The 18,045-nt window shown below is 52.2% G+C and carries 12 protein-coding genes and 17 tRNA genes; 2 read left to right on the top strand and 27 right to left on the bottom strand.

What is annotated here, in order from left to right; all coding sequences use genetic code 11:
• Positions 1 to 318: 318 nt before the first annotated feature.
• Both ACO0K9_RS10470 and ACO0K9_RS10465 read right to left on the bottom strand, forming a co-directional pair.
• Complete coding sequence (locus ACO0K9_RS10470) at positions 319 to 1,323, bottom strand: LLM class flavin-dependent oxidoreductase (RefSeq protein ID WP_422984515.1); 1,005 nt, start codon at positions 1,321 to 1,323, stop codon at positions 319 to 321.
• Positions 1,324 to 1,434: 111 nt separating this feature from the next.
• Positions 1,435 to 2,247, bottom strand: coding sequence for a nucleotidyltransferase domain-containing protein (locus ACO0K9_RS10465; protein WP_422984513.1), 813 nt, complete (start codon positions 2,245 to 2,247; stop codon positions 1,435 to 1,437).
• A gap of 338 nt (positions 2,248 to 2,585) precedes the next feature.
• Between ACO0K9_RS10465 and ACO0K9_RS10460 the strand changes: the two genes are divergently transcribed.
• Positions 2,586 to 3,956 (top strand): hypothetical protein, encoded by a 1,371-nt coding sequence (locus ACO0K9_RS10460; RefSeq protein WP_422984511.1) that lies wholly within the window; start codon positions 2,586 to 2,588, stop codon positions 3,954 to 3,956.
• Between the two features lie 167 nt (positions 3,957 to 4,123).
• On the opposite strand, the gene ACO0K9_RS10455 is transcribed toward ACO0K9_RS10460, so the two are convergent.
• The 21 genes from ACO0K9_RS10455 to ACO0K9_RS10355 form a co-directional block, all read right to left on the bottom strand.
• Positions 4,124 to 5,539 (bottom strand): family 43 glycosylhydrolase, encoded by a 1,416-nt coding sequence (locus ACO0K9_RS10455; protein WP_422984509.1) that lies wholly within the window; start codon positions 5,537 to 5,539, stop codon positions 4,124 to 4,126.
• Positions 5,540 to 5,555: 16 nt separating this feature from the next.
• Positions 5,556 to 6,605, bottom strand: coding sequence for a hypothetical protein (locus ACO0K9_RS10450; protein WP_422984507.1), 1,050 nt, complete (start codon positions 6,603 to 6,605; stop codon positions 5,556 to 5,558).
• Between the two features lie 9 nt (positions 6,606 to 6,614).
• Positions 6,615 to 7,643, bottom strand: coding sequence for an RNA ligase (ATP) (locus tag ACO0K9_RS10445; RefSeq protein WP_422984505.1), 1,029 nt, complete (start codon positions 7,641 to 7,643; stop codon positions 6,615 to 6,617).
• Positions 7,644 to 7,769: 126 nt separating this feature from the next.
• Positions 7,770 to 7,845, bottom strand: a tRNA-Val gene (locus ACO0K9_RS10440).
• A 74-nt stretch (positions 7,846 to 7,919) separates the two neighbouring features.
• Positions 7,920 to 7,988: transfer RNA gene (locus ACO0K9_RS10435), tRNA-Arg, on the bottom strand.
• A gap of 4 nt (positions 7,989 to 7,992) precedes the next feature.
• A tRNA-Ser gene (locus ACO0K9_RS10430) sits at positions 7,993 to 8,080 on the bottom strand.
• 5 nt (positions 8,081 to 8,085) lie between these two features.
• Positions 8,086 to 8,161 (bottom strand) — tRNA-Thr (locus ACO0K9_RS10425).
• Between the two features lie 9 nt (positions 8,162 to 8,170).
• Positions 8,171 to 8,245, bottom strand: a tRNA-Asp gene (locus ACO0K9_RS10420).
• A gap of 5 nt (positions 8,246 to 8,250) precedes the next feature.
• A tRNA-Ser gene (locus ACO0K9_RS10415) sits at positions 8,251 to 8,340 on the bottom strand.
• A gap of 362 nt (positions 8,341 to 8,702) precedes the next feature.
• A tRNA-Arg gene (locus tag ACO0K9_RS10410) sits at positions 8,703 to 8,778 on the bottom strand.
• A 7-nt stretch (positions 8,779 to 8,785) separates the two neighbouring features.
• Positions 8,786 to 8,861, bottom strand: a tRNA-Trp gene (locus ACO0K9_RS10405).
• A 57-nt stretch (positions 8,862 to 8,918) separates the two neighbouring features.
• A tRNA-Ile gene (locus ACO0K9_RS10400) sits at positions 8,919 to 8,995 on the bottom strand.
• Between the two features lie 10 nt (positions 8,996 to 9,005).
• Positions 9,006 to 9,080, bottom strand: a tRNA-Ile gene (locus ACO0K9_RS10395).
• A 10-nt stretch (positions 9,081 to 9,090) separates the two neighbouring features.
• Positions 9,091 to 9,167: transfer RNA gene (locus ACO0K9_RS10390), tRNA-Gln, on the bottom strand.
• Positions 9,168 to 9,181: 14 nt separating this feature from the next.
• Positions 9,182 to 9,257: transfer RNA gene (locus ACO0K9_RS10385), tRNA-Asn, on the bottom strand.
• 65 nt (positions 9,258 to 9,322) lie between these two features.
• Positions 9,323 to 9,396: transfer RNA gene (locus ACO0K9_RS10380), tRNA-Lys, on the bottom strand.
• Positions 9,397 to 9,475: 79 nt separating this feature from the next.
• Positions 9,476 to 9,551: transfer RNA gene (locus tag ACO0K9_RS10375), tRNA-Ala, on the bottom strand.
• Positions 9,552 to 9,595: 44 nt separating this feature from the next.
• Positions 9,596 to 9,671, bottom strand: a tRNA-Phe gene (locus tag ACO0K9_RS10370).
• A 6-nt stretch (positions 9,672 to 9,677) separates the two neighbouring features.
• A tRNA-Ala gene (locus tag ACO0K9_RS10365) sits at positions 9,678 to 9,753 on the bottom strand.
• Positions 9,754 to 9,770: 17 nt separating this feature from the next.
• Positions 9,771 to 9,845, bottom strand: a tRNA-Glu gene (locus tag ACO0K9_RS10360).
• A gap of 537 nt (positions 9,846 to 10,382) precedes the next feature.
• Entirely contained in the window at positions 10,383 to 10,628 is a 246-nt protein-coding gene (locus tag ACO0K9_RS10355; protein WP_422984503.1) for a hypothetical protein, read from the bottom strand.
• A 175-nt stretch (positions 10,629 to 10,803) separates the two neighbouring features.
• Between ACO0K9_RS10355 and ACO0K9_RS10350 the strand changes: the two genes are divergently transcribed.
• Complete coding sequence (locus ACO0K9_RS10350; protein WP_422984501.1) at positions 10,804 to 11,109, top strand: helix-turn-helix domain-containing protein; 306 nt, start codon at positions 10,804 to 10,806, stop codon at positions 11,107 to 11,109.
• Between the two features lie 86 nt (positions 11,110 to 11,195).
• Here the strand turns inward: ACO0K9_RS10350 and ACO0K9_RS10345 are convergent, their stop codons facing one another.
• From ACO0K9_RS10345 to ACO0K9_RS10330, 4 genes are all read right to left on the bottom strand, one after another.
• The gene (locus ACO0K9_RS10345) at positions 11,196 to 11,501 is read right to left on the bottom strand and encodes a high-potential iron-sulfur protein (protein WP_422984499.1); all 306 of its coding nucleotides are present in this window, start codon (positions 11,499 to 11,501) and stop codon (positions 11,196 to 11,198) included.
• 71 nt (positions 11,502 to 11,572) lie between these two features.
• Positions 11,573 to 12,880, bottom strand: a complete 1,308-nt coding sequence (locus ACO0K9_RS10340) for a hypothetical protein (RefSeq protein ID WP_422984497.1) — start codon at positions 12,878 to 12,880, stop codon at positions 11,573 to 11,575.
• Complete coding sequence (locus tag ACO0K9_RS10335; protein WP_422984495.1) at positions 12,877 to 13,479, bottom strand: sigma-70 family RNA polymerase sigma factor; 603 nt, start codon at positions 13,477 to 13,479, stop codon at positions 12,877 to 12,879. The genes ACO0K9_RS10340 and ACO0K9_RS10335 overlap by 4 nt, the downstream gene beginning before the upstream one ends.
• 143 nt (positions 13,480 to 13,622) lie before the next feature.
• Positions 13,623 to 17,993, bottom strand: a complete 4,371-nt coding sequence (locus ACO0K9_RS10330) for an MG2 domain-containing protein (RefSeq protein WP_422984493.1) — start codon at positions 17,991 to 17,993, stop codon at positions 13,623 to 13,625.
• Between the last annotated feature and the right edge of the window lie 52 nt (positions 17,994 to 18,045).

Raw genomic sequence — 18,045 nt, 5'->3', positions numbered from 1 at the left:
AATTGAAGTAGTAACACTTCCCTCTTGCTGATAGACCGTTGTTATCTGGTCAGCAATTTCAAAGCCTGTGCAACGAAGTGTGCACAGGCTTTTTTTTGTGAGGACATCCACAAAATCGCCCCAAAGCGTTGCTGCTCCCGCTTTTCATTTTAAGTTTGTACTAAAGTACTGTCTTCGTCGTCGCGGTGTAGTTGGGGTTTCAAACAATATATTGTCTGCCAACGAAACGAACCTCCCTTGCAAGGGAGGTTTCCTAAAAGCGATAAGCCTTGTTGGGACAATTTTGTGAATGTCCTCTTTTATGTTTTTAAGTACTGTTTATGAGTTTGGTGCGGCAGCCTGTAACTGGCTGGCAATTTGTGCTGCAATTTCATACGAATGCAGGCGTGCAGCGTGGTTGTGGATTTGTGATGTCAGCATCAATTCGTCTGCGCCTGTGTTGTTGATGAAGGCCTGCATTTTTTCAGCCACGCTATCTGCAGCACCTATGGCCGAGCAAGACAAAATCTGATCCAGCAGCGCATGCTCTTGCGAGCCCACCTGTTGCAGGAAATCACGCACCGGCAGCGGCAGTTTGGCCGGGCGACCACTGCGCAAATTGATGAAGGCTTGCTGGGCAGAACTGGCCAGGTAATGTGCTTCATCATCCGCATCAGCAGCAAACACATTGAAACCCAGCATCACATAGGGTTTGGCCAATTGCGCAGAAGGGCGAAAGGTGGCGCGATAGATATCAATTGCCTGCATCATCTGCTGAGGCGCAAAATGCGAGGCAAAGGCGTAGGGCAAGCCCATGGCCGCAGCAAGCTGGGCACCAAACAGACTGGAACCCAATATCCAGACAGGGATAGACAAGCCGGCACCAGGCACCGCCCGCACATAGCGCGCATCACCTTCAAAATACGCGATCAGTTCTTCCACGTCTTGCGGAAATTCATCCGCATCGCTGGACAGATTGCGGCGCAAGGCCCGCGCCGTACGCTGATCCGAGCCGGGTGCACGCCCCAATCCTAAATCGATGCGGCCAGGGAAGAGGGATTCCAGCGTACCAAACTGCTCGGCAATCACCAGTGGTGAATGATTGGGCAGCATGACGCCACCGGCACCCACGCGTATGCTGTTGGTACCGGCAGCGATATAGCCTATCAGCACAGACGTGGCGGCACTGGCAATGCCGGGCATGCCATGATGTTCTGCCAGCCAGTAACGTTTATAACCCCAGTTTTCGCCATGTTGGGCCAGGCTGAGGGAATTACGGAAGGATTGTGCAGCGTCGCTGCCTTCTGCTATCGGTGACAGATCGAGTATGGATAAGGGATACATGAGCCTGCAATTTCAAATGACAAGAAAATCATTATGGGTGAAATTGTCAATTCTTGTTGGCAGGCTCAAAAATGCTGTTAAAAGGTAATTTTCTCTTAAGTCATGTTCCCATCACGATCCCATCACGGTATCGCGCAGCAGGCGGTCCAGGACAGAAAAATCCATATCTTCCGTGGCATGTTGTTTGACGTTTTCCAGCCTGCCCAATTCAGTTTCAATAAAGTGGTTGATGACAGGCATGGCCGGTGCCAGCTCTGATTCTTTGGCGCGTCGTTTGATGACCAGTAATTCTGCGATGGCTGCCTTCAAAATATCATCACTGATCAGTGCATCGACCAGATCCTGAAAACGCATCGGTACTGTACCCAGATTTTTTTCTATCCATAAACTGGCCAGCAGGGGGCGCAGTACATACAGGTATTTTTTCAGCTTGACGATATCGCCACTCAAATGCTCACGGTAGTTTTTTGCCGCCATGTGCAGGTAATGGTAGTAAGAGCGTTCCGGCCTGTGTACTGCTTTGGTCGCTGATTGGATTGCCTGCAGAAAAACGGGATCAGCCGCGTACACCACCGGTGAAGACAACCACTCGATCAGCGTTGCATTGCCCATGCGCAGCAGGCCCAGTGCCTTGCGTACATCCCAGCCGCTGACATCATAAATTTCATTGACGGGCAATTCGATGACATCCCGGCCCGGGACCACCGTCAGATACCAGTCAGGCCGGTTCACATAGATAAAGCGCACGTCATAATCGCTGTCAGGCGAGGCAAAGCCCCAGCCACGACTGCCTGATTCACAGGCAAACAAGACCCTGACATCATGCGTCTGCTCTATGCGAAGCAGAGTGGCATTGATTTCTGTGCGTATTACAGGGTCTATTGGATGTTCTTGTTCTTCAAATGCCAGGTGATTGTCATGCATGTCAAATATCCTCTATTGTTTTATTGCAGCCATGTGTGGTCGCATGACTAATTGTCTTGTTGAAAATCATACCTTACCTTAGAACCTGTTTACGATCTTACTGCGCGAGCGTGATCGGGGCTCATGCGCTGCTCAAAATGCTCATGTACTTAAGTACATTCCGCTTTTTGCGCTGCTCTTCACTCCCGCTGACGCACGCTCGCTACAGATCGTAAACACGTTCTTACAGATAATTTGTAAGAAAATGCAATTCACATTGTCTGCATGCCAGATCGGCACTAGGCTGGAAGCCCACCTGCCCACCTGCCCACCTGCCTAACGCCGGAAGTAAAACCATCATGCGACGTCCTGTTCAACGACTATCTGTCATCACCCTCATGCTTGCGCTGGCTGCCTGCGGCGGTGGAGGTGCCGGTGTTACCAGTGGCACAGGCAGTACCGGCAGTAATACAGGCACAACTGGTACAACGGGCACCACCGGTTCTACCGGCAACAGCACTGCCACCGCACCAGTGATTAACAGCTTTGTCGCCACTCCAGCCAGCATCAGTTCGGGTCAAAGCACACAGTTGAGCTGGAATATCAGCGGGGCCACCAGTGTCACTGTCAATGGTGCTGCCGTGACGGGTAGCAGCCTTACTGTCAGCCCAGCCGCCACCACGACCTATATCCTGCTTGCCAGCAATGCTGGCTGCAGTACCGCATGTAATACATCCGCCTCGGTCACGGTTACAGTTAATCCTGCTGGCACTGGCAGCACGGGCGGCAACACCGCTGGCAATGCTATTTATGGCGACTTGCGCAAGGCTGATCTGGGAGCAGGGGCTAACCTGAACGGGACAGTACCTTTCCCGGCAAATAATGCCTGGAATACGGATATTTCTGGCGCAGCTGTCGACCCCTTATCGGATGCGCTGATCAGCAGCATAGGTCTGGGCACCGGCCTGCATCCTGATTTTGGTGCCGGTTTGTATGATGGTGCGCCCATAGGCATACCGTATGTGGTGGTGGCCGGTAGCCAGCCCAAGGTTGCCGTGCAATTTACCGACTATGGTGATGAAAGCGACCCTGGCCCTTACCCGATACCGGCCAATGCACCTATAGAAGGACAACAGGCCAGCGGCATCACCTTTGGCGGTGACCGCCATGTGCTCGTCATAGACCGCGACGCCAATCGCCTGTATGAAGTCGGCAACGCCTATCCACAAACAGGTGGCAGCTGGAAAGTCAGTGGCGGTGCCATCTTTGACCTGACATCCAACACGGTAAGGCCCGGTGGCAAGCCCGGCTGGACCAGCGCTGACGCTGCCGGCCTGCCCATCTTCCCGGGTCTGGTACGGTATGAAGAAGCCACTAACGGTGCGATACGCCATGCCTTGCGCTTTACCGTCAGCCGCAGCCGTCGCGCCTATGTAGCACCGGCTACCCACTGGGCATCATCGAATACCAGCAATACCCTGCCGCCCATGGGCATGCGCGTGCGCCTGAAAGCCAGTTACCAGATACCGGCCAATTTCTCGAATGAGAGCAAGGCTATTTTGCAAGCCATGAAAACCTACGGCATGCTGGTGGCGGACAATGGTTCCAACTGGTACATCAGCGGTGCACCGGATGCCCGCTGGAACAATGACAAACTGGTGTCAGAACTGGGCAGCGTCAAAGGCAGCAATTTTGAAGTGGTGAGGATGGATGGCGTGGTAACGCCTTAGAACCTGTTTACGATCTTAAGCGCGAGCGCAATGTGAGTCCACGCGGGGCTCATGCGCTGCTCAAAATGCTCATGTACTTAGAGTACATTCCGCTTTTTGCGCTGCGTTTTTGTTACCCCGACCCCGCTGACGCTCGCTCGCTACAGATCGTAAACAGGTTCTTAGTTTTAATCACTGACGACCATCTTTTCAAGCGAAACGGCGTATCCGCTACTGCCGGATACGATTTTTTTCTTGCTGGTCCAACTCCAGTGTTCGCGTAAAACAGAGACGGTCAATGTATAGCTGTCCTTGGGAATAAGCGGGCTCATGAACTTCAGCGTAGACACCGGGTATTTACTGTACATGTCAACGATGGATGACAATACAGTTTCACCTTTGCTGTTGCGTAGGCTCACGCGGGCATAACCACCGTCGGGCGTCGCCAGGCTATACACACCGATTTGCCTACCGCTAAATTTCACAGAAAAAGCAGCATCCTTCACATCTGAAATGCTTTGTGCAAAGGGTGTCGTTTCATGTTGCCATGTGCCGGTGTACACAATGCTTTTATCGGTATTGCTGATGAAGTGTTTTCCACCCACTACAGGTGTGGTAGTGCCGGTCTTACTATCGATTTGCCATGCCTGCTGGTAGTGGGGAATCGAGATGGATGCACCATCGACAGTCAGCGCCTGCCAGACATAAGTAGCAGCAGATGCCTGTCTTGGAAATGACCAGCGATCACCCATGAACATATACGTAGTGCCTTGTGATCCTTCAATCGGCAACACAAAAGTGACTTGCGAGTTCCAGGTCAATGTACCTTCTGGTGCAATGAAGCCTCTGCGCGTCCACGGTCCCTTTAAGGACGTGGCGGTAAAATAATAATTGTCATTGCGTTCCCAGCCAGTCAGGTCCGAACCAAGAAAATAATACATATCGTCTTTTCTGAACAGGGCAGGGGATTCAAAACCCGGCGTCATGGCTTGATTGACCTGCTCACTGACACTGGTATAGTCGTCCGTCAGTTTGTAAATATCACCACCGTGCAGCAGCACGTATCCCGCGCCATCCTTATCCTGGAAGCTGCCCATATCCCATTTCTTGATAGGCTTGCCCTGATTCAGCAAGGGCCCGCGATAGGTATACGGGCCGGTAATGTTTTTTGACGTGGCGTAGCCGACAAACTGATTCTTGTAATCAAGCGCATCCACATGCATAAACATGACGTACTCACCCGTGCTGGGTGATTTCATGACTTTGGGACGTTCCCCCACCGTATCCAGGCCTAAATCGCCGGCGGCTTGAACTGGCAGGGCAATGCTCTCGAATCTCCAGTTGTATAAATCTTTCGATGAATAACAATTGAAACCTGCAAACGCATTGCCTGCATCCGTATGGGCTTCGCCAAACAGGTAATAGGTATCTTTATCCTTGACGATATTGGCACCGTGGGCGCTGACGACTAGCCCCCGGTTATCAAACCAGGGGATACCCGAATGAATGGCATGGTAACGGGCCGGTGTCTGCGCCACTGAAAAATGAGAAATGACCATCAGGATGATGAACAATGGCCAATCGCGGATCAGTGTGCGTTTCATTTTTCCAGACGTAACATCAGGGTTGCGTAGCCGCTTCCTGCAAAAACTTCGCCTTGATGGTTTCAGGGCTGGCTTCTATAAAAAAGTTTTCAAAACTGGTTTCATCAGCAAATGAATTGCGTACGCGAGCCATCAGTTCCCCCAGTTCCTTACCAAATAAGCCAGTAATCTCAGCAGCCAGGCCACCGTTGAATTGGCGCTTCACCTGCTTTTTGCGCGCATAGTCTGCCAGTGCAGCATGATAGGCTAGCCTGAAATCGGGGAACTGCGCAAACGTTGTATCGAGAAACTCATTTTTCTGATTGTTACGTTCTACCGTGCCAGCCTCGGCCCAGGGGTAAGCTGGCAATTCCACTTCGTCCTGGGTATCCAGCCAGGTCAGAAAGGCGTTGTAGGTCGCTCTTTTGGCATCCCGTATGCGGGCTTTATGGTTCCTGTTATCGAGCAGGTAAATTTCCCGGTTGACATAGGGCGATGCCACGACATAAAGAAAGATATCATTCAGGGTTCTGAACTGCCCATTGGTACGCATGGTTTCGTAAAGCGCGGCATCGTAGCCCAGCAAGCTCAGGGCTTCGCCAAAATCCGTCGTAATACACACTTCGGCAATCAGGTGGCTGCTGTTATCCGGATCGCGTATCGGGTAAAGCAAGCCAAGATGACCAAATTTGGCACCAAACTTGTGGGCAATGCGACCCACCAGGTTGCCAAAGTCGTTCAGGCCAAAATAGCGCGAGGCAAAATCAAATGATGCCGACGCTGTCCGTATCAGATCGACCTGGAACACCCCTTCTGCTATCGCCAGGCCCATGCTGGTGACATCGCCGTTAAAGACCACTTCGGTCGCCTGCAATGCCTGCGCCAGCTGGGCAGCATCATAATCCTGGCCAGCTTCGACCAGGATATCCAGATCACCAAAATCTGCCTTGTCGGCATACGCGATGACAGCCTCAATACGGCGTTGCGGAAAACACCGCTGCAATGTGGTCACCACATGCAGTTCCACTTCACGATATCTTGATGCTGACAATCGAACTGATTCAGCCTGCAGTGCATTTCCACCCATGACATTTCCTTATCTGTCGCTATGTTTTAACAAATAGCTGTTTGAAATAGCCTTGAATGACATGCTGCCATCCAGACGTTTGAATACCACGCCTTCTCTCGATGTTGCCGGGTTCAATGAGCCACCTTCAGCATACTCCAGTACTTTGGCAACATCGGCTTGAAAACGCTCCAGTGTCGTATTTTCCAGCCATGGTATCTCATTGACACTGGCACCCAGTGCACGCAGATCAGCCACAACTTGCTGGCGTTCTGCCCTGCCCAGATATTGACGAGTATCGCTGTTGAACACGTCAAACAGATAAAATTCCTGACCGCGCAGTTTTTCTGGATTACCCTGAATACCTTCGCCTATGATTTCACCTTGCAATGCAAGATTGCGACCGTAGGCAGCCAGCGCAGTCAGTAGTTTATTTTGTTTTGCTACCTTCCACAGGCTGTTGCTTTCCGATTCCCTGATCCACCAGTTTCTGCCGCACACACCAGATACAGCATCGTGGTGGAAGACCGTCATGCTGGAACCATCCAGTTTGATGGTGACTTCAAATTCCGTTTTTGCATCGGTGGTCAATACTTCTGTCAAATTTTGGATGCGTTCCTGGTCGGTCTTGCTGATGAAGTCCGGAAATGGGCCTTCCACTTCGCCAGAAAGCGACGCGGGGATAGCAGGTTCCCATTTTTCTATTCCAAGCAGCGCCCCAAGATCAACATCATCGGTCGCAGCATGTGTAACCAGTTCCGGGAATTCGCTCAAAGGCAGAATCAGGCCCTGTGAAAGTTGGCCACGCAATCTGATGCTGCGCAGACGCACGCCAACTTTATCGTTCCAGTTGATCTTGTTTTTTTCCAGAAAAGAAAAACGCACATCTGTCAAAGGCAAAAACGAATCTATCTCGAAATACACGCAGGCATCACCAATCTGAAATTCGTTTTTCTTGACCACGACAGACCAGCCATCCACGCTTGCGCATGCTATGGCATCTGCGCCAGGGATGGGCCTGATGTTGCTGACTTGTCTGATGGTGACTAATTTTCTCATTGTTGATTCCTTTTTATTCTTATGGTTTTCGTTGCCGCGCCCTGCGCGACAAAATGCTGATTGTATGTGATTAGATGTGAAATAGGGATGGTAAGCAGGGAATGGGAAGTATGAGTTTTGTTGAAATGGTCGAGATTGCTGGATTTGAACCAGCGACCGGTCGCATGTGAAGCGAATGCTCTACCAACTGAGCTAAATCTCGAATATAAACTTGAATGGAGGATGACCGCCACGAATCGGCAATGCCGAAACGGGTCTGTGTGTGGCGATCAAAGATGGCGCGTCAGGCAGTGTTGCAACAGTCGGTGTAGAAGACCGGGGCTCTATCCTTTGAGCTACTGACGCAATATGGAGGAAGCGGTGAGATTCGAACTCACGGACCTTTTCAGGCCTCCTGTTTTCAAGACAAGTGCGATAGGCCACTCTGCCACGCTTCCATAACTGGTGCCGGTTGCAGGATTTGAACCCACGACCCACTGATTACAAATCAGTTGCTCTACCAACTGAGCTAAACCGGCAAAAAAAATTGGCGCCCTATAGCGGAATCGAACCGCTGGCAACCCGCTAGACAGGCGGGAACTCTACCATTGAGTTAATAGGGCAGAACTGGCGGAAGATGTGCGATTCGAACGCACATAGGCCCGGGGAGAGCCCGCCGGGTTAGCAACCCGGTGCAATACCATTATGCGAATCTTCCGAAGAACTCATTTCATCAATAGGGATGAGTGCGAGCAAGGCGATTCGGGAGGCAGTGCAAGGCGTCAAGGGTGACACTTGCAGCTAAGGCTAGTGCCTTAGCAAGCGTGATGTAACAACCTCGCGCTGCAATGTGCCCGAATCGTCAGCTCCCGGAGGGTTTGCCTCATAACGCGTGCTGGACTGCGTTGGACTCGTTGTCAATAGACCCGCTATTGACTGCCTCGTCCGCCTTGCCAGCCCGCGTTATGAGACAAACGCATCTCACCCCTATTGATGAAATGAGTTCAAAAAAACATCGTGCATGTGCGTTACACATCCTGCTGGTGAGGTAGCAGTGATCACCTGATCACACGATAAAACTGGACCCGCCTGCAGGGATCAAACCTGCGACCTCAACATTCGTATTGTTGCGCTCTTCCAACTGAGCTAAGGCGAGAAAAAAATGGCATCCCAGACAGGACTTGAACCTATAACCTTCGGTTTTGGAGACCGCGACTCTGCCAATTGAGCTACTGAGATAAATGGGACTGACGAAGAACTGTGCAAAGATTTTTTCGTAAGCCCTGTTGAGGGCATTGGTACTTGCAGATGGAATTGAACCACCAGCCTCTGCCTTATCAAGGCAGCGCTCTGACCAATTGAGCTATGCAAGTAAAGAAGTGTTGGTGTCCCTTGCTGGCTTTGAACCAGCGACCGACCGGTTATGAGCCGGTTGCTCTACCCCTGAGCTAAAGGAACGCGTTAATAATGGAAGGGGATCAAGGATTCGAACCTTGGAATGCCTGGATCAAAACCAGGTGCCTTAGGCCGCTAGGCGAATCCCCTAAAGTGGAAAAAATTGGCTCCTCGACCTGGATTCGAACCAGGGACATGCGCATTAACAGTGCGCCACTCTACCGACTGAGTTATCGAGAAATTGAAATTTTTGGTTTGTACAAAACGCCGATTAAAACGATTGCGCTTTAATCGAAATTCTGTGGTGGTCGGGATAGAGAGAATTGAACTCTCGCCGTTCGGTTAAAAGCCGAATGCTCTACCTTTGAGCTACATCCCGTGCGGTTTTTTGATGTGGCATCTTGCGACGCATGGTCTTTCGTTTCATGAGATGCTCCGATGATGACAATGTTGAAAATTGGTGGAAGTGGACGGAATCGAACCGACGACATTCTGCGTGCAAAGCAGGTGCTCTCCCAACTGAGCTACACCCCCGTATTGGTTTCGTTACTTCATAAATTTACCGTACTGATATTGTTTGGTGCGTCCCCGTGGTAACGATCCACGCTCCCCGGTTTTTCAAACCGGTGCTTTCACCTGTTTAGCTTGAGACACAAAAAATGGTGGAGGTGGCCGGAATTGAACCGGCGACATTCTGCATGCAAAGCAGGCGCTCTACCAACTGAGCTACACCCCCGTATTGGTTTCAAAAATTGGAGTCCTTGAGCGGAATCGAACCGCCATTAGCTGATAGAAAGTCAGCTGTTCTAACCTTTAGACGACAAAGACATCGTTAGGACTTACGCAAAACCGCCCTGCCTGCGTTGCAGCTCCTCTCCTAGGAGCCGCGTACTAAAGTACTGTCGTCGTCGCTGTCGGTGCAGTCGGGGTTTCAGACAATAAATTGTCTGCCGACGTAACGAACGTCCCTTGCAAGGGACGTTTCCTAAAGCGATAGCCTTGCCAGGACGACTTTGCGTAAGTCCTAATCATGAAAAAAACCTCGAAATCACTTGATTGCAAAGTCACTTTCATCATGAAGCGGACGTAGGGATTTTTACCCTTGTGAACTGTCAAAGTTCGTACGTCCTGGTATTCACTCTCATTCCACAGGCACATGAGGATGCCTGTGGAATGAGTTTGAATAATACTTCCCAAATTGTTAAAGAATTTCCATGATCCGGTGTTGTCCGGTCACGACCGCTTGCACGGGTTTGACTGCTGTGATCGGCGTTGTGCCGATCAAAAAAACAAAAAACAAAAACAAAAAAGCCCGGAGCTGTTGAAGGCATCCGGGCTTTTCAGCGCTGGGGTCGGGGAGCGGGCTTAACTTGCTCCTGTGACCTCAAGGGTTGCCCCTCGTATGCTTGTTTGTATAAACCATGTATCTTGCAGATTCATGGGGTTGACATCATTGAACATTTCACTATCGGCGTGTTCTGGCGATGTAAAGAATGGAATCGTATTGCGGGCAGCTTTCTTCGCCGCGGCTTTGCTGGCCGTGGCCGATACCCGGGCTTGCGCATTAAAGCGCAGGCTTGATATCAGTTGTTGGAGCAAAGTTGTTTTCACGATCATTCCTAAAAGAGTGGGTGTTGCTTAGTCGATGGATGTATCTTGCCATAGCTTTTTGAATAAAACAAGCATGGCATGACGAATTTAACGAAATATTTGATGTATTTTTGCGACAGGTGCAATATTTCTTCATTTATTGCTATGATGCGCGCCTTCGAAGTGAGGTTCGGACATGCACACCATATCAGCAGTTTTACCGGAAATAGCCCCAGCCCATCAACGTATCCGGGTCGTATTACGATTACGCGAACTCATGGCGGAACACAAAATTCGTTCTGTCTCTGCCCTGCATCGCATACTGATCAGCAAGAAAGTGACCGTATCGCATTCACAGTTATTGCGCATCGTCGACAACAAGGCAGATCACTGGAAGGTGGAATTTCTGTCAGCCTTTATTGAGGTGTTTCAATGTAGTGAAAGCGAGCTGTTCAAGATTGAACGCTATATTGAAACAGAAGAGATTACTGCCAGCACGTAAGTGCAGCACGAAGCCTGGTGTGGCCTTGAACAGGTTTGTCCGGGTAAGGAGATCGGGCAGTAAGCCCCAGACATCAACCCCAGGCATCAACCCCAGACATCACACCAGCCTTCTTCCTTCACCAGTTTTCCTGGGAAGATGCCGCATGCACCCCAGCCGTTGTGTTTGTCTTCATAGAGCTGGCAACTGCCGCATTTTTGCGTATTCTTGAATTCGGGGAAGCGCTTCACATCGACCTTGGCGGCATTTTCCACATAGGCATGCTGTTTGGCTTCTTTTTCATCTTCTTTTAATGGCACTTCATTGGCAGCGCGGCCAGGCAGGGCGCATAGAGCAAGGCCAGCGCCAGCCAGGCGCATGATAAATACTCTGCGTTGTTGGTTTGAGTTCATTGTTGCGCCTTTCGTCAGAGACATTGTGTTGGTCAGTGTACTGCTGTTTATCAATTCAATTGCGCCCGGGCTTATTTTTGCAAATTCTCAATCTGCTTTTGCAGGGACTTGTCCACCACATAATCCGGATAGGCAATGCGGAACCTGTTCCATTCTTCCAGCGCTTCTTTGTTTTGTTTTGCCTTGATCAGTTTGTCTATTTTGGCCAATCGCCACTGGGCGTCTGGAACCGTTATTGCAGCTGGCGGTGCCTGGACCATGGGCGGTGCAGCAGCTACTGGCAGTGGTATTCCAATACGGCTGTTTTCTGTCAAGTGTGCTTCCAGCGATGGCTTGATGGCTGCCAAAGGGGGCACGTTGACCGGTGCTGCACTTTTCGCCATGCGCATATCCATGCTTGCTGGTGGTGCGGCTGGTCTGGCCTCGGCTGCATTCGCTCTGGCATATTGTAGTGCTTCTTCTTTCATCGCGACGGAACCAGTGGCGAATACGCGTGCCCGGTCAGCAGCCCGCCCACCAGCCGCCTGTTTGTCATCTGATGCTGCATTTGCTGCCATTTTGGCGATGGTCGATATGTCAGCAGCAGATACGGTAGTAGATGCCGTAGTAGATCCGGCAGCTAACGATGCAGGCGGGGCGGCCGCAATCACGGCGGCAGGTGGTGCAGCTGCAACGATCACTTGTTCTGTCGCAACTGGTGCAGCGGCAACAGCAGCGGCAGGAGCAGCAGCGGGAGCAGGTACCGGGGCAACTGCCTCAGGCCGGTTCATGGCGACTATCGTGCTGGTGCTGTCCTTGTCTGCCAGACGTGGCCGGGCTTTGTTACTGCTTGTGGGTTTGCGCGGCGATTGTGCCGGGATGTTTGCTGCCACACTATCCATGTCGGCGGCCGGCGCTGCTGCCACGGCCTTGCGTTCTTCAGGCATGTGTAATGGCAGCTCATTTTTTGCAAGCTGCGGGTAGGCATCCTGTGGATGTTTTTGCAGCATGACCAAGGGCACCGCCAGTAAAACACTGGCGGCCAAACCCAGAGGCAGCTTCCAGCGTGATAAAAATGCAGGCCGCTGTGACGATGCATCAGGGTTTTGGCCATCGTTGGCTGCTGTCGATGGCAACGGAGCTTGCTGCGGCTGCTGAGACAGCTGCGGCGCTTGGCCAGCAGGCTGGATCATGGGTGCTTCAGCCGCAGCCAGTCTCATGTGTGGGACCAGGGCTGCGTCGGCGTCCGCCAGTATTGCTGCATCCAGCGCGGCCGAAGGGGCATCTTGTGGCAGTTCTTGCAGCAAGTCAGCAAGCGCGCCTTGACCTTGCAAGAACTCCTCAAATTCGGTGTCCTGCACAGCGGTGATATTGTTGATATTGGTATCTTTGGAAGTCATGCTGGCTCACCTTGCTTCGTCTGGCTATGCAATTGGGAGCGCAATTTTTGCATGGCATAGCGTAATCTGCTTTTGACAGTCTCCACAGGCACTGCAGTGATGGCCGCAATTTCTTCGAGACTGAGTCCATTAAACTGTTGCAAGACCAGTGCCTCTTTCTGGTCATTCGGTAAAACCCGTATGGCTGCGTGCAGCCTGTCGGCTTGCTGTTTTTTTTCCAGTGCGGCTTCCGGCGACTGTGCTTCATGACTGGCATGCGCGGTATTGTCGAGTGCAGTACTGTCGACAACATCGGTCTGTTCGCCGTCATCGAGCAGAAAAATTTCTTTTTGCCGCAACAGGTCAATCAGGCGGTTGCGTGCAATCTGGTACAGATAGGTACGAAAACCCGCCAGCGGTGTGTAGTGCGCGCGGGCGGCATGCAATGCTGCCCAGCTGTCCTGCACAATTTCATCCACCCATTCACGGCGTGGCGAACGCCAGCTGATAAACCGGTACAAGCCATTGCTGTGACGCTGATACAGCTCGCGAAAGGCTTGCAGATCGCCCTCGCAGTACAGCAGCATCAGGGTTTCGTCAGTTTGTGGGGTGGGAATCATGCCGCCTAGTTTAACGGATATTCCCCGGCTTATCGCGGATTTTGTATCGCCTGCAATCGAAAATACCGCGCTTTTATGCGCGAGTTTACCCGCTATCTGACACCACTTTTGTGATGTCAGATAGCGGGGCCTGCTGCATCGCGTCAAGGCGTGATGTGTATGCTCATGGGAGCTGTCCACGTTTTATCCGTATCGTTGTAATACAGGTAGGCGGATGAGGCCGGGCCGGTATAAGTGCCCGGTACGGTTGCCACCAGATCAATCGCCAGCTTTCGCACTTCGCCAGGCTTCATGTCACGGAAGTACAGTATCACTTCACGCGCACGGGTTTCAAAGAAGGCGATCTGGCCTTTTTCGCGCATTTCCTTCAACTGCCAGTTCTGGAAAGTCAGGCCGCCGGGCAAGCCCAGACGCACCAGGCTCATGGGTTGGCCAATCTGCGTTGTATTACTGACGATGGCATCCATACGCACGGTTTCGCCCATCTTCATGTCAGCTTTTGCCAGGCTGGTATTCAGATGGATGACCGCTTCTTTCGACGACGCAGGCTCGGTACTGCGGTATTCAACAGCGATCGAATAGGGCAGGGCATCTGGGCTTTTTGATTGCAGGCTGATGCTGTGTTTACCCGGTGTCAGCAAATCATCAATATCGGTGAACATGACGGCTTCACGTCTGCCAGCTTCGTAGCTTTGTTCACGCACCACGACGCCATCAATCAACAGACTGATCTTGCCGGCTTTGGGCGCAATGCGGGTGGCATTGTCAAAGGCGATCATTGCTTTCAGTGCCAGTACGGTGGCCTGCGTGGCACCCCATTGCCCAAAGCCACTGCGATTGTTTTGCAGCCAGTCTATGCCCTTGCGTGCCTGTTCCAGATGGCCGCCCGCCTTCAACATGCTCAATATCGCCAGCGAGGTGGTTTCTATCTGCAAATTGCTGCCACCACTGCGGGTGATGGAATGATCTGCATTGGTCCATGCGCCAGATGCCGACTGCATGGCCGTCAGTTTATCCACCGCAGCCTGACGTGCCTTGTCAGTGACGGCAGACGCGCTGCCTTTTTCCAGCATGGCGCCGGTGGCAAGTGCCAGCTGATAGGCATCTTGCGTGCTTTCTGCCAGTTTGGCCGAGCGGGCAATTTCTTTGTCCAGCCCGGTTTCACCTGCCGACACCAGCGCCCAGGTGATATAGGCGTCGGTGACTGCTGGTGCGGCACTGCCAAAACTGTCCAGGGCCTTGGCATCGCGCTGGTAGCCACCATTGCCATCACGTCGGGATTTCAACCATGCCGCAGTGCGTTCCAGCATGGCCCGGTCAACTGAACCGTAGATGGGTTTCATGTCGGCAAATTCCAGCAGGCCATAGGCGGTCAGGGCTTCATGTCCGGGGTCGCCACCAAACCATTCGTAACCTTTTTTCGGTGATTCAAAACCGGCCAGCTTTTTATAGCCACTGTCGAGCAACTTGCCGGTGCGTTCCAGCAAGGCAGTGTCAGCCACATCATGCTGCTTCAGGTATTGCATGATCATCACATTGGGATAATTGGTGGATGAGGTCTGCTCAAAACAGCCACTCGGTTCACGCAGCATGCCTTCCAGACCCGATATCATGGTAGACAGGGAAGATGTATAGACCTTGATGGTCGCCTGCACACTACCCTTGCTGGCCTTGCTCAGGTCAAGTTCATGGCTGGCCTGTCCTTTGATTTGCCCCGACTTTTGGAACAATTGTGGAAAGCCAGGTGCCACCACCGGGATGCTGCGCAAGATTTCATCCTTCAGTCCCGCTGCGGTGGCAGACAGACGTACTTCAGATTGCCCACGTACCCCAGTCACCTCCACCGGTATGAACAGGCTCTTGCGCTGACCAGCCGCCAGCACTTCGGACAACTTGCCGTTGCCGGACTTGGCTGTTTCCTTCAGCATGGCACCAAAACTGCTGTCCATGGATACCGGCATCGATTGCTCGCTTTCATTGGTCAGCGTTACCGGTATCAATGGATGATCACCGGCAGATATTTCCAGCGGCAGTTTGGCGGACAAAGAAAACGGCAGTGACGACTTGATGACAGTCTCATTGCGCCCTGCCAGCCCGGTAGCAGACTGGCCGCTGGCCGAACCCACGCCTTCAGCAGAAACACGGAAAGAAGTCACCGCATCCGATAAGAAAAATTTCAGATTGGCCTTGCCCTGTTTATCGGTTTTGATGGATGGTGCCCACATGATGGTTTCGCGGTAATCGTCGCGCGGGCCATCATGGCTGGCCTGGTTTGCCGGATTGGATTGATAAGCTGGTACCGGGAACACGCGTACCGGTGCCAGGGCCAGCGGTTCTTCCTCGAAGCGAAATTCCACTTTTGCGGCTGCCCGTGCAAAGTCCTTGTCGACCAGTTCTTTCGCCATCACATTACCCGCTACTGCTCTTTCTTCCGGAATCATGATCATGACGGGCGCATTTGCCGGTCTTACGTCTGCGGCAACCGCAGCGCGTGGCGCTTGCAGATGCTGGACTATCTGGGCCATCTGGGCTTCTGCCTTGATGGCGTTCGGCCTTTGTGCAACCTGCATGAATGGTTTGCCTTCCGCTACTTTTTTCATATCAGGCGGTGGTGCCATCACAATAGGTTGGATGGGGGCAGGGACCGGCATCGGTACTTCAAGCATTCTCATCATCACCGGATTGGCAAATCCACCTCTGGCGACACCCATGGGCACCCTGCGTGGATATTCAGAATTGACGACGGGCACCCAATCAAAGCGGCGATAACCCCGTGTACCCATCAGCATATCCAGTGCCAATGCACTTTTCTCTTCACCCAGGTCCATATAAAAGTTGGGCTCTTCCACCTTGCCGGGCAATTCGGATTCCAGCAACAGACGCGACAGCAAGTGTGCGCTCTTGTCGTCAGCAAAAGACAATACCGTATCATCGACTACTGCCAGTGCCAGTTCGGCAGGCATGGGTTTGCCGCTGATATCTCTGGTGGTGATGGACAGCGCCACCTGGCCGCGTGGTGCATAGCTTTTCTTGTCCGCTTCCACCTTGATATCCAGCCGGTTGCGGCGATTGCGAAACACCAGTCTTTCTGCCAGCGGATTCAAAGCCTGGTCAAACACCGTGACCCGTGCAATGCCAGCTGCATTGCGGATAGCCGCGTCACCGGCCCGCAAGTAAATGACGGCAGGCTTGTCGGGGCCAGCGTCGATGGCCCCGGCGTCAAACAGGTTTTCACGCACTGTTGCTGCGACCACCACTTTTTGTTTTTCTGAACATTGCACGGCGATGCGCAAGTCCTTTTCCTGGCCATCCAAGTCATCATAGCTGCGCAACACGCAGCCGCTTTCTTCGGCCAGTGGCAGGGTATAGGTTTCTGTCACCGTATCGGGTTTGCTGATTTCGGCATGATAACTGCGACCGGTGGCCGGGGTAAAGGCAATGCGGCCCAGCCCGTTTTTATACGTTGCAAAGCGGGCTACGATATTGCCCTGGTCGTCCACCAGACGACCTTCGACATCGGCAGGTTTGCCCAATCTGTTCTTGGCTTCAAAATACAAACGGGTAGGCAGACCGGCCACCATTTTCCCGCCTTCGGGAAAGAAAGATAGCGCCAGTTTTTTCTGCAATATCGGTATGGATTTTGAAATCGATTCAGTAATGCCGCCGTCTTCCACCAGTATCGTCAACAAGCCGTCGCCCGTATCTATTTTCTTCGGCAGGTCAAACTTGACCAGAGCATCACCTTCGCTATTGGTCGTGGCCTTGACGCGTGGCAGCTCCACGCCATCTACGGTGATGATGGCAGTGATCGGTTTGTTTGCCAGCACCTCGCCAGTGGGACGTTTAACTTCTACCGTGGCGCTGACCTGTTCACCGGCACCATACGATTTTTTGATAAATTCCAGCTTCTTTTTCATGCGCGGCGCTTCATACGCCGACACAATGATGGCACGCGCTACCGTTTGCCCATCTGCACTGGTGGTACGCAAGGTGTATTCACCACCCTGCGCATCTGGGGGAATTTCAAAATCATTGCTCGCCGTGCCAGCCACCATGGCCACAGTCTTTTTCAAGACCGTGGCACCCTTGGGGGAAATCAGTTCCACCCGGGTTTGAGATTGGTCGCTGCCAGTCAGCGTGCGCACCTTTAAATCCCAGGTTTTAAACCAGATGGTTTCGCCCGGTTTGTACAAAGGCTTGTCCACCTGCATATACATGCGATGACCGACCTGGTATTCAAAATAGCTGTTGATCAGTTCTGGCAGGGCTTTGCTGCGTATTGTATTGTCGCGTTTGGCTGCATCCGGTGCTGCTTCTGCTACCAACGCAGGAAGCACGTCCTTTTTTATTTTGGCGGCCTTGCTGTCCTGGCCATTCTGGTCGGTACTCGCCTGCAAGTCCTTGTCTGTTTTTGCGGCATCTGGTTGTGCATGTTCAGCAGTCTGGTCCGTCATATTGGTCAATTGGCAGCCGCCAAGTATCAGGGCTAATATAAGTGTGCTGGGCTTTTTCACGATGGGTATCCTTCTGTGGAATGGGATTTTTTTGTAAGCAGATGGTATGCAG

The sequence above is a fragment of the Undibacterium sp. Ji50W genome, assembly GCF_049340445.1.
Lineage (GTDB): Bacteria > Pseudomonadota > Gammaproteobacteria > Burkholderiales > Burkholderiaceae_D > Undibacterium.
The sequence above is the reverse complement of the archived record's forward strand: the minus strand, read 5'-3'. Positions and strand labels throughout refer to the sequence as shown.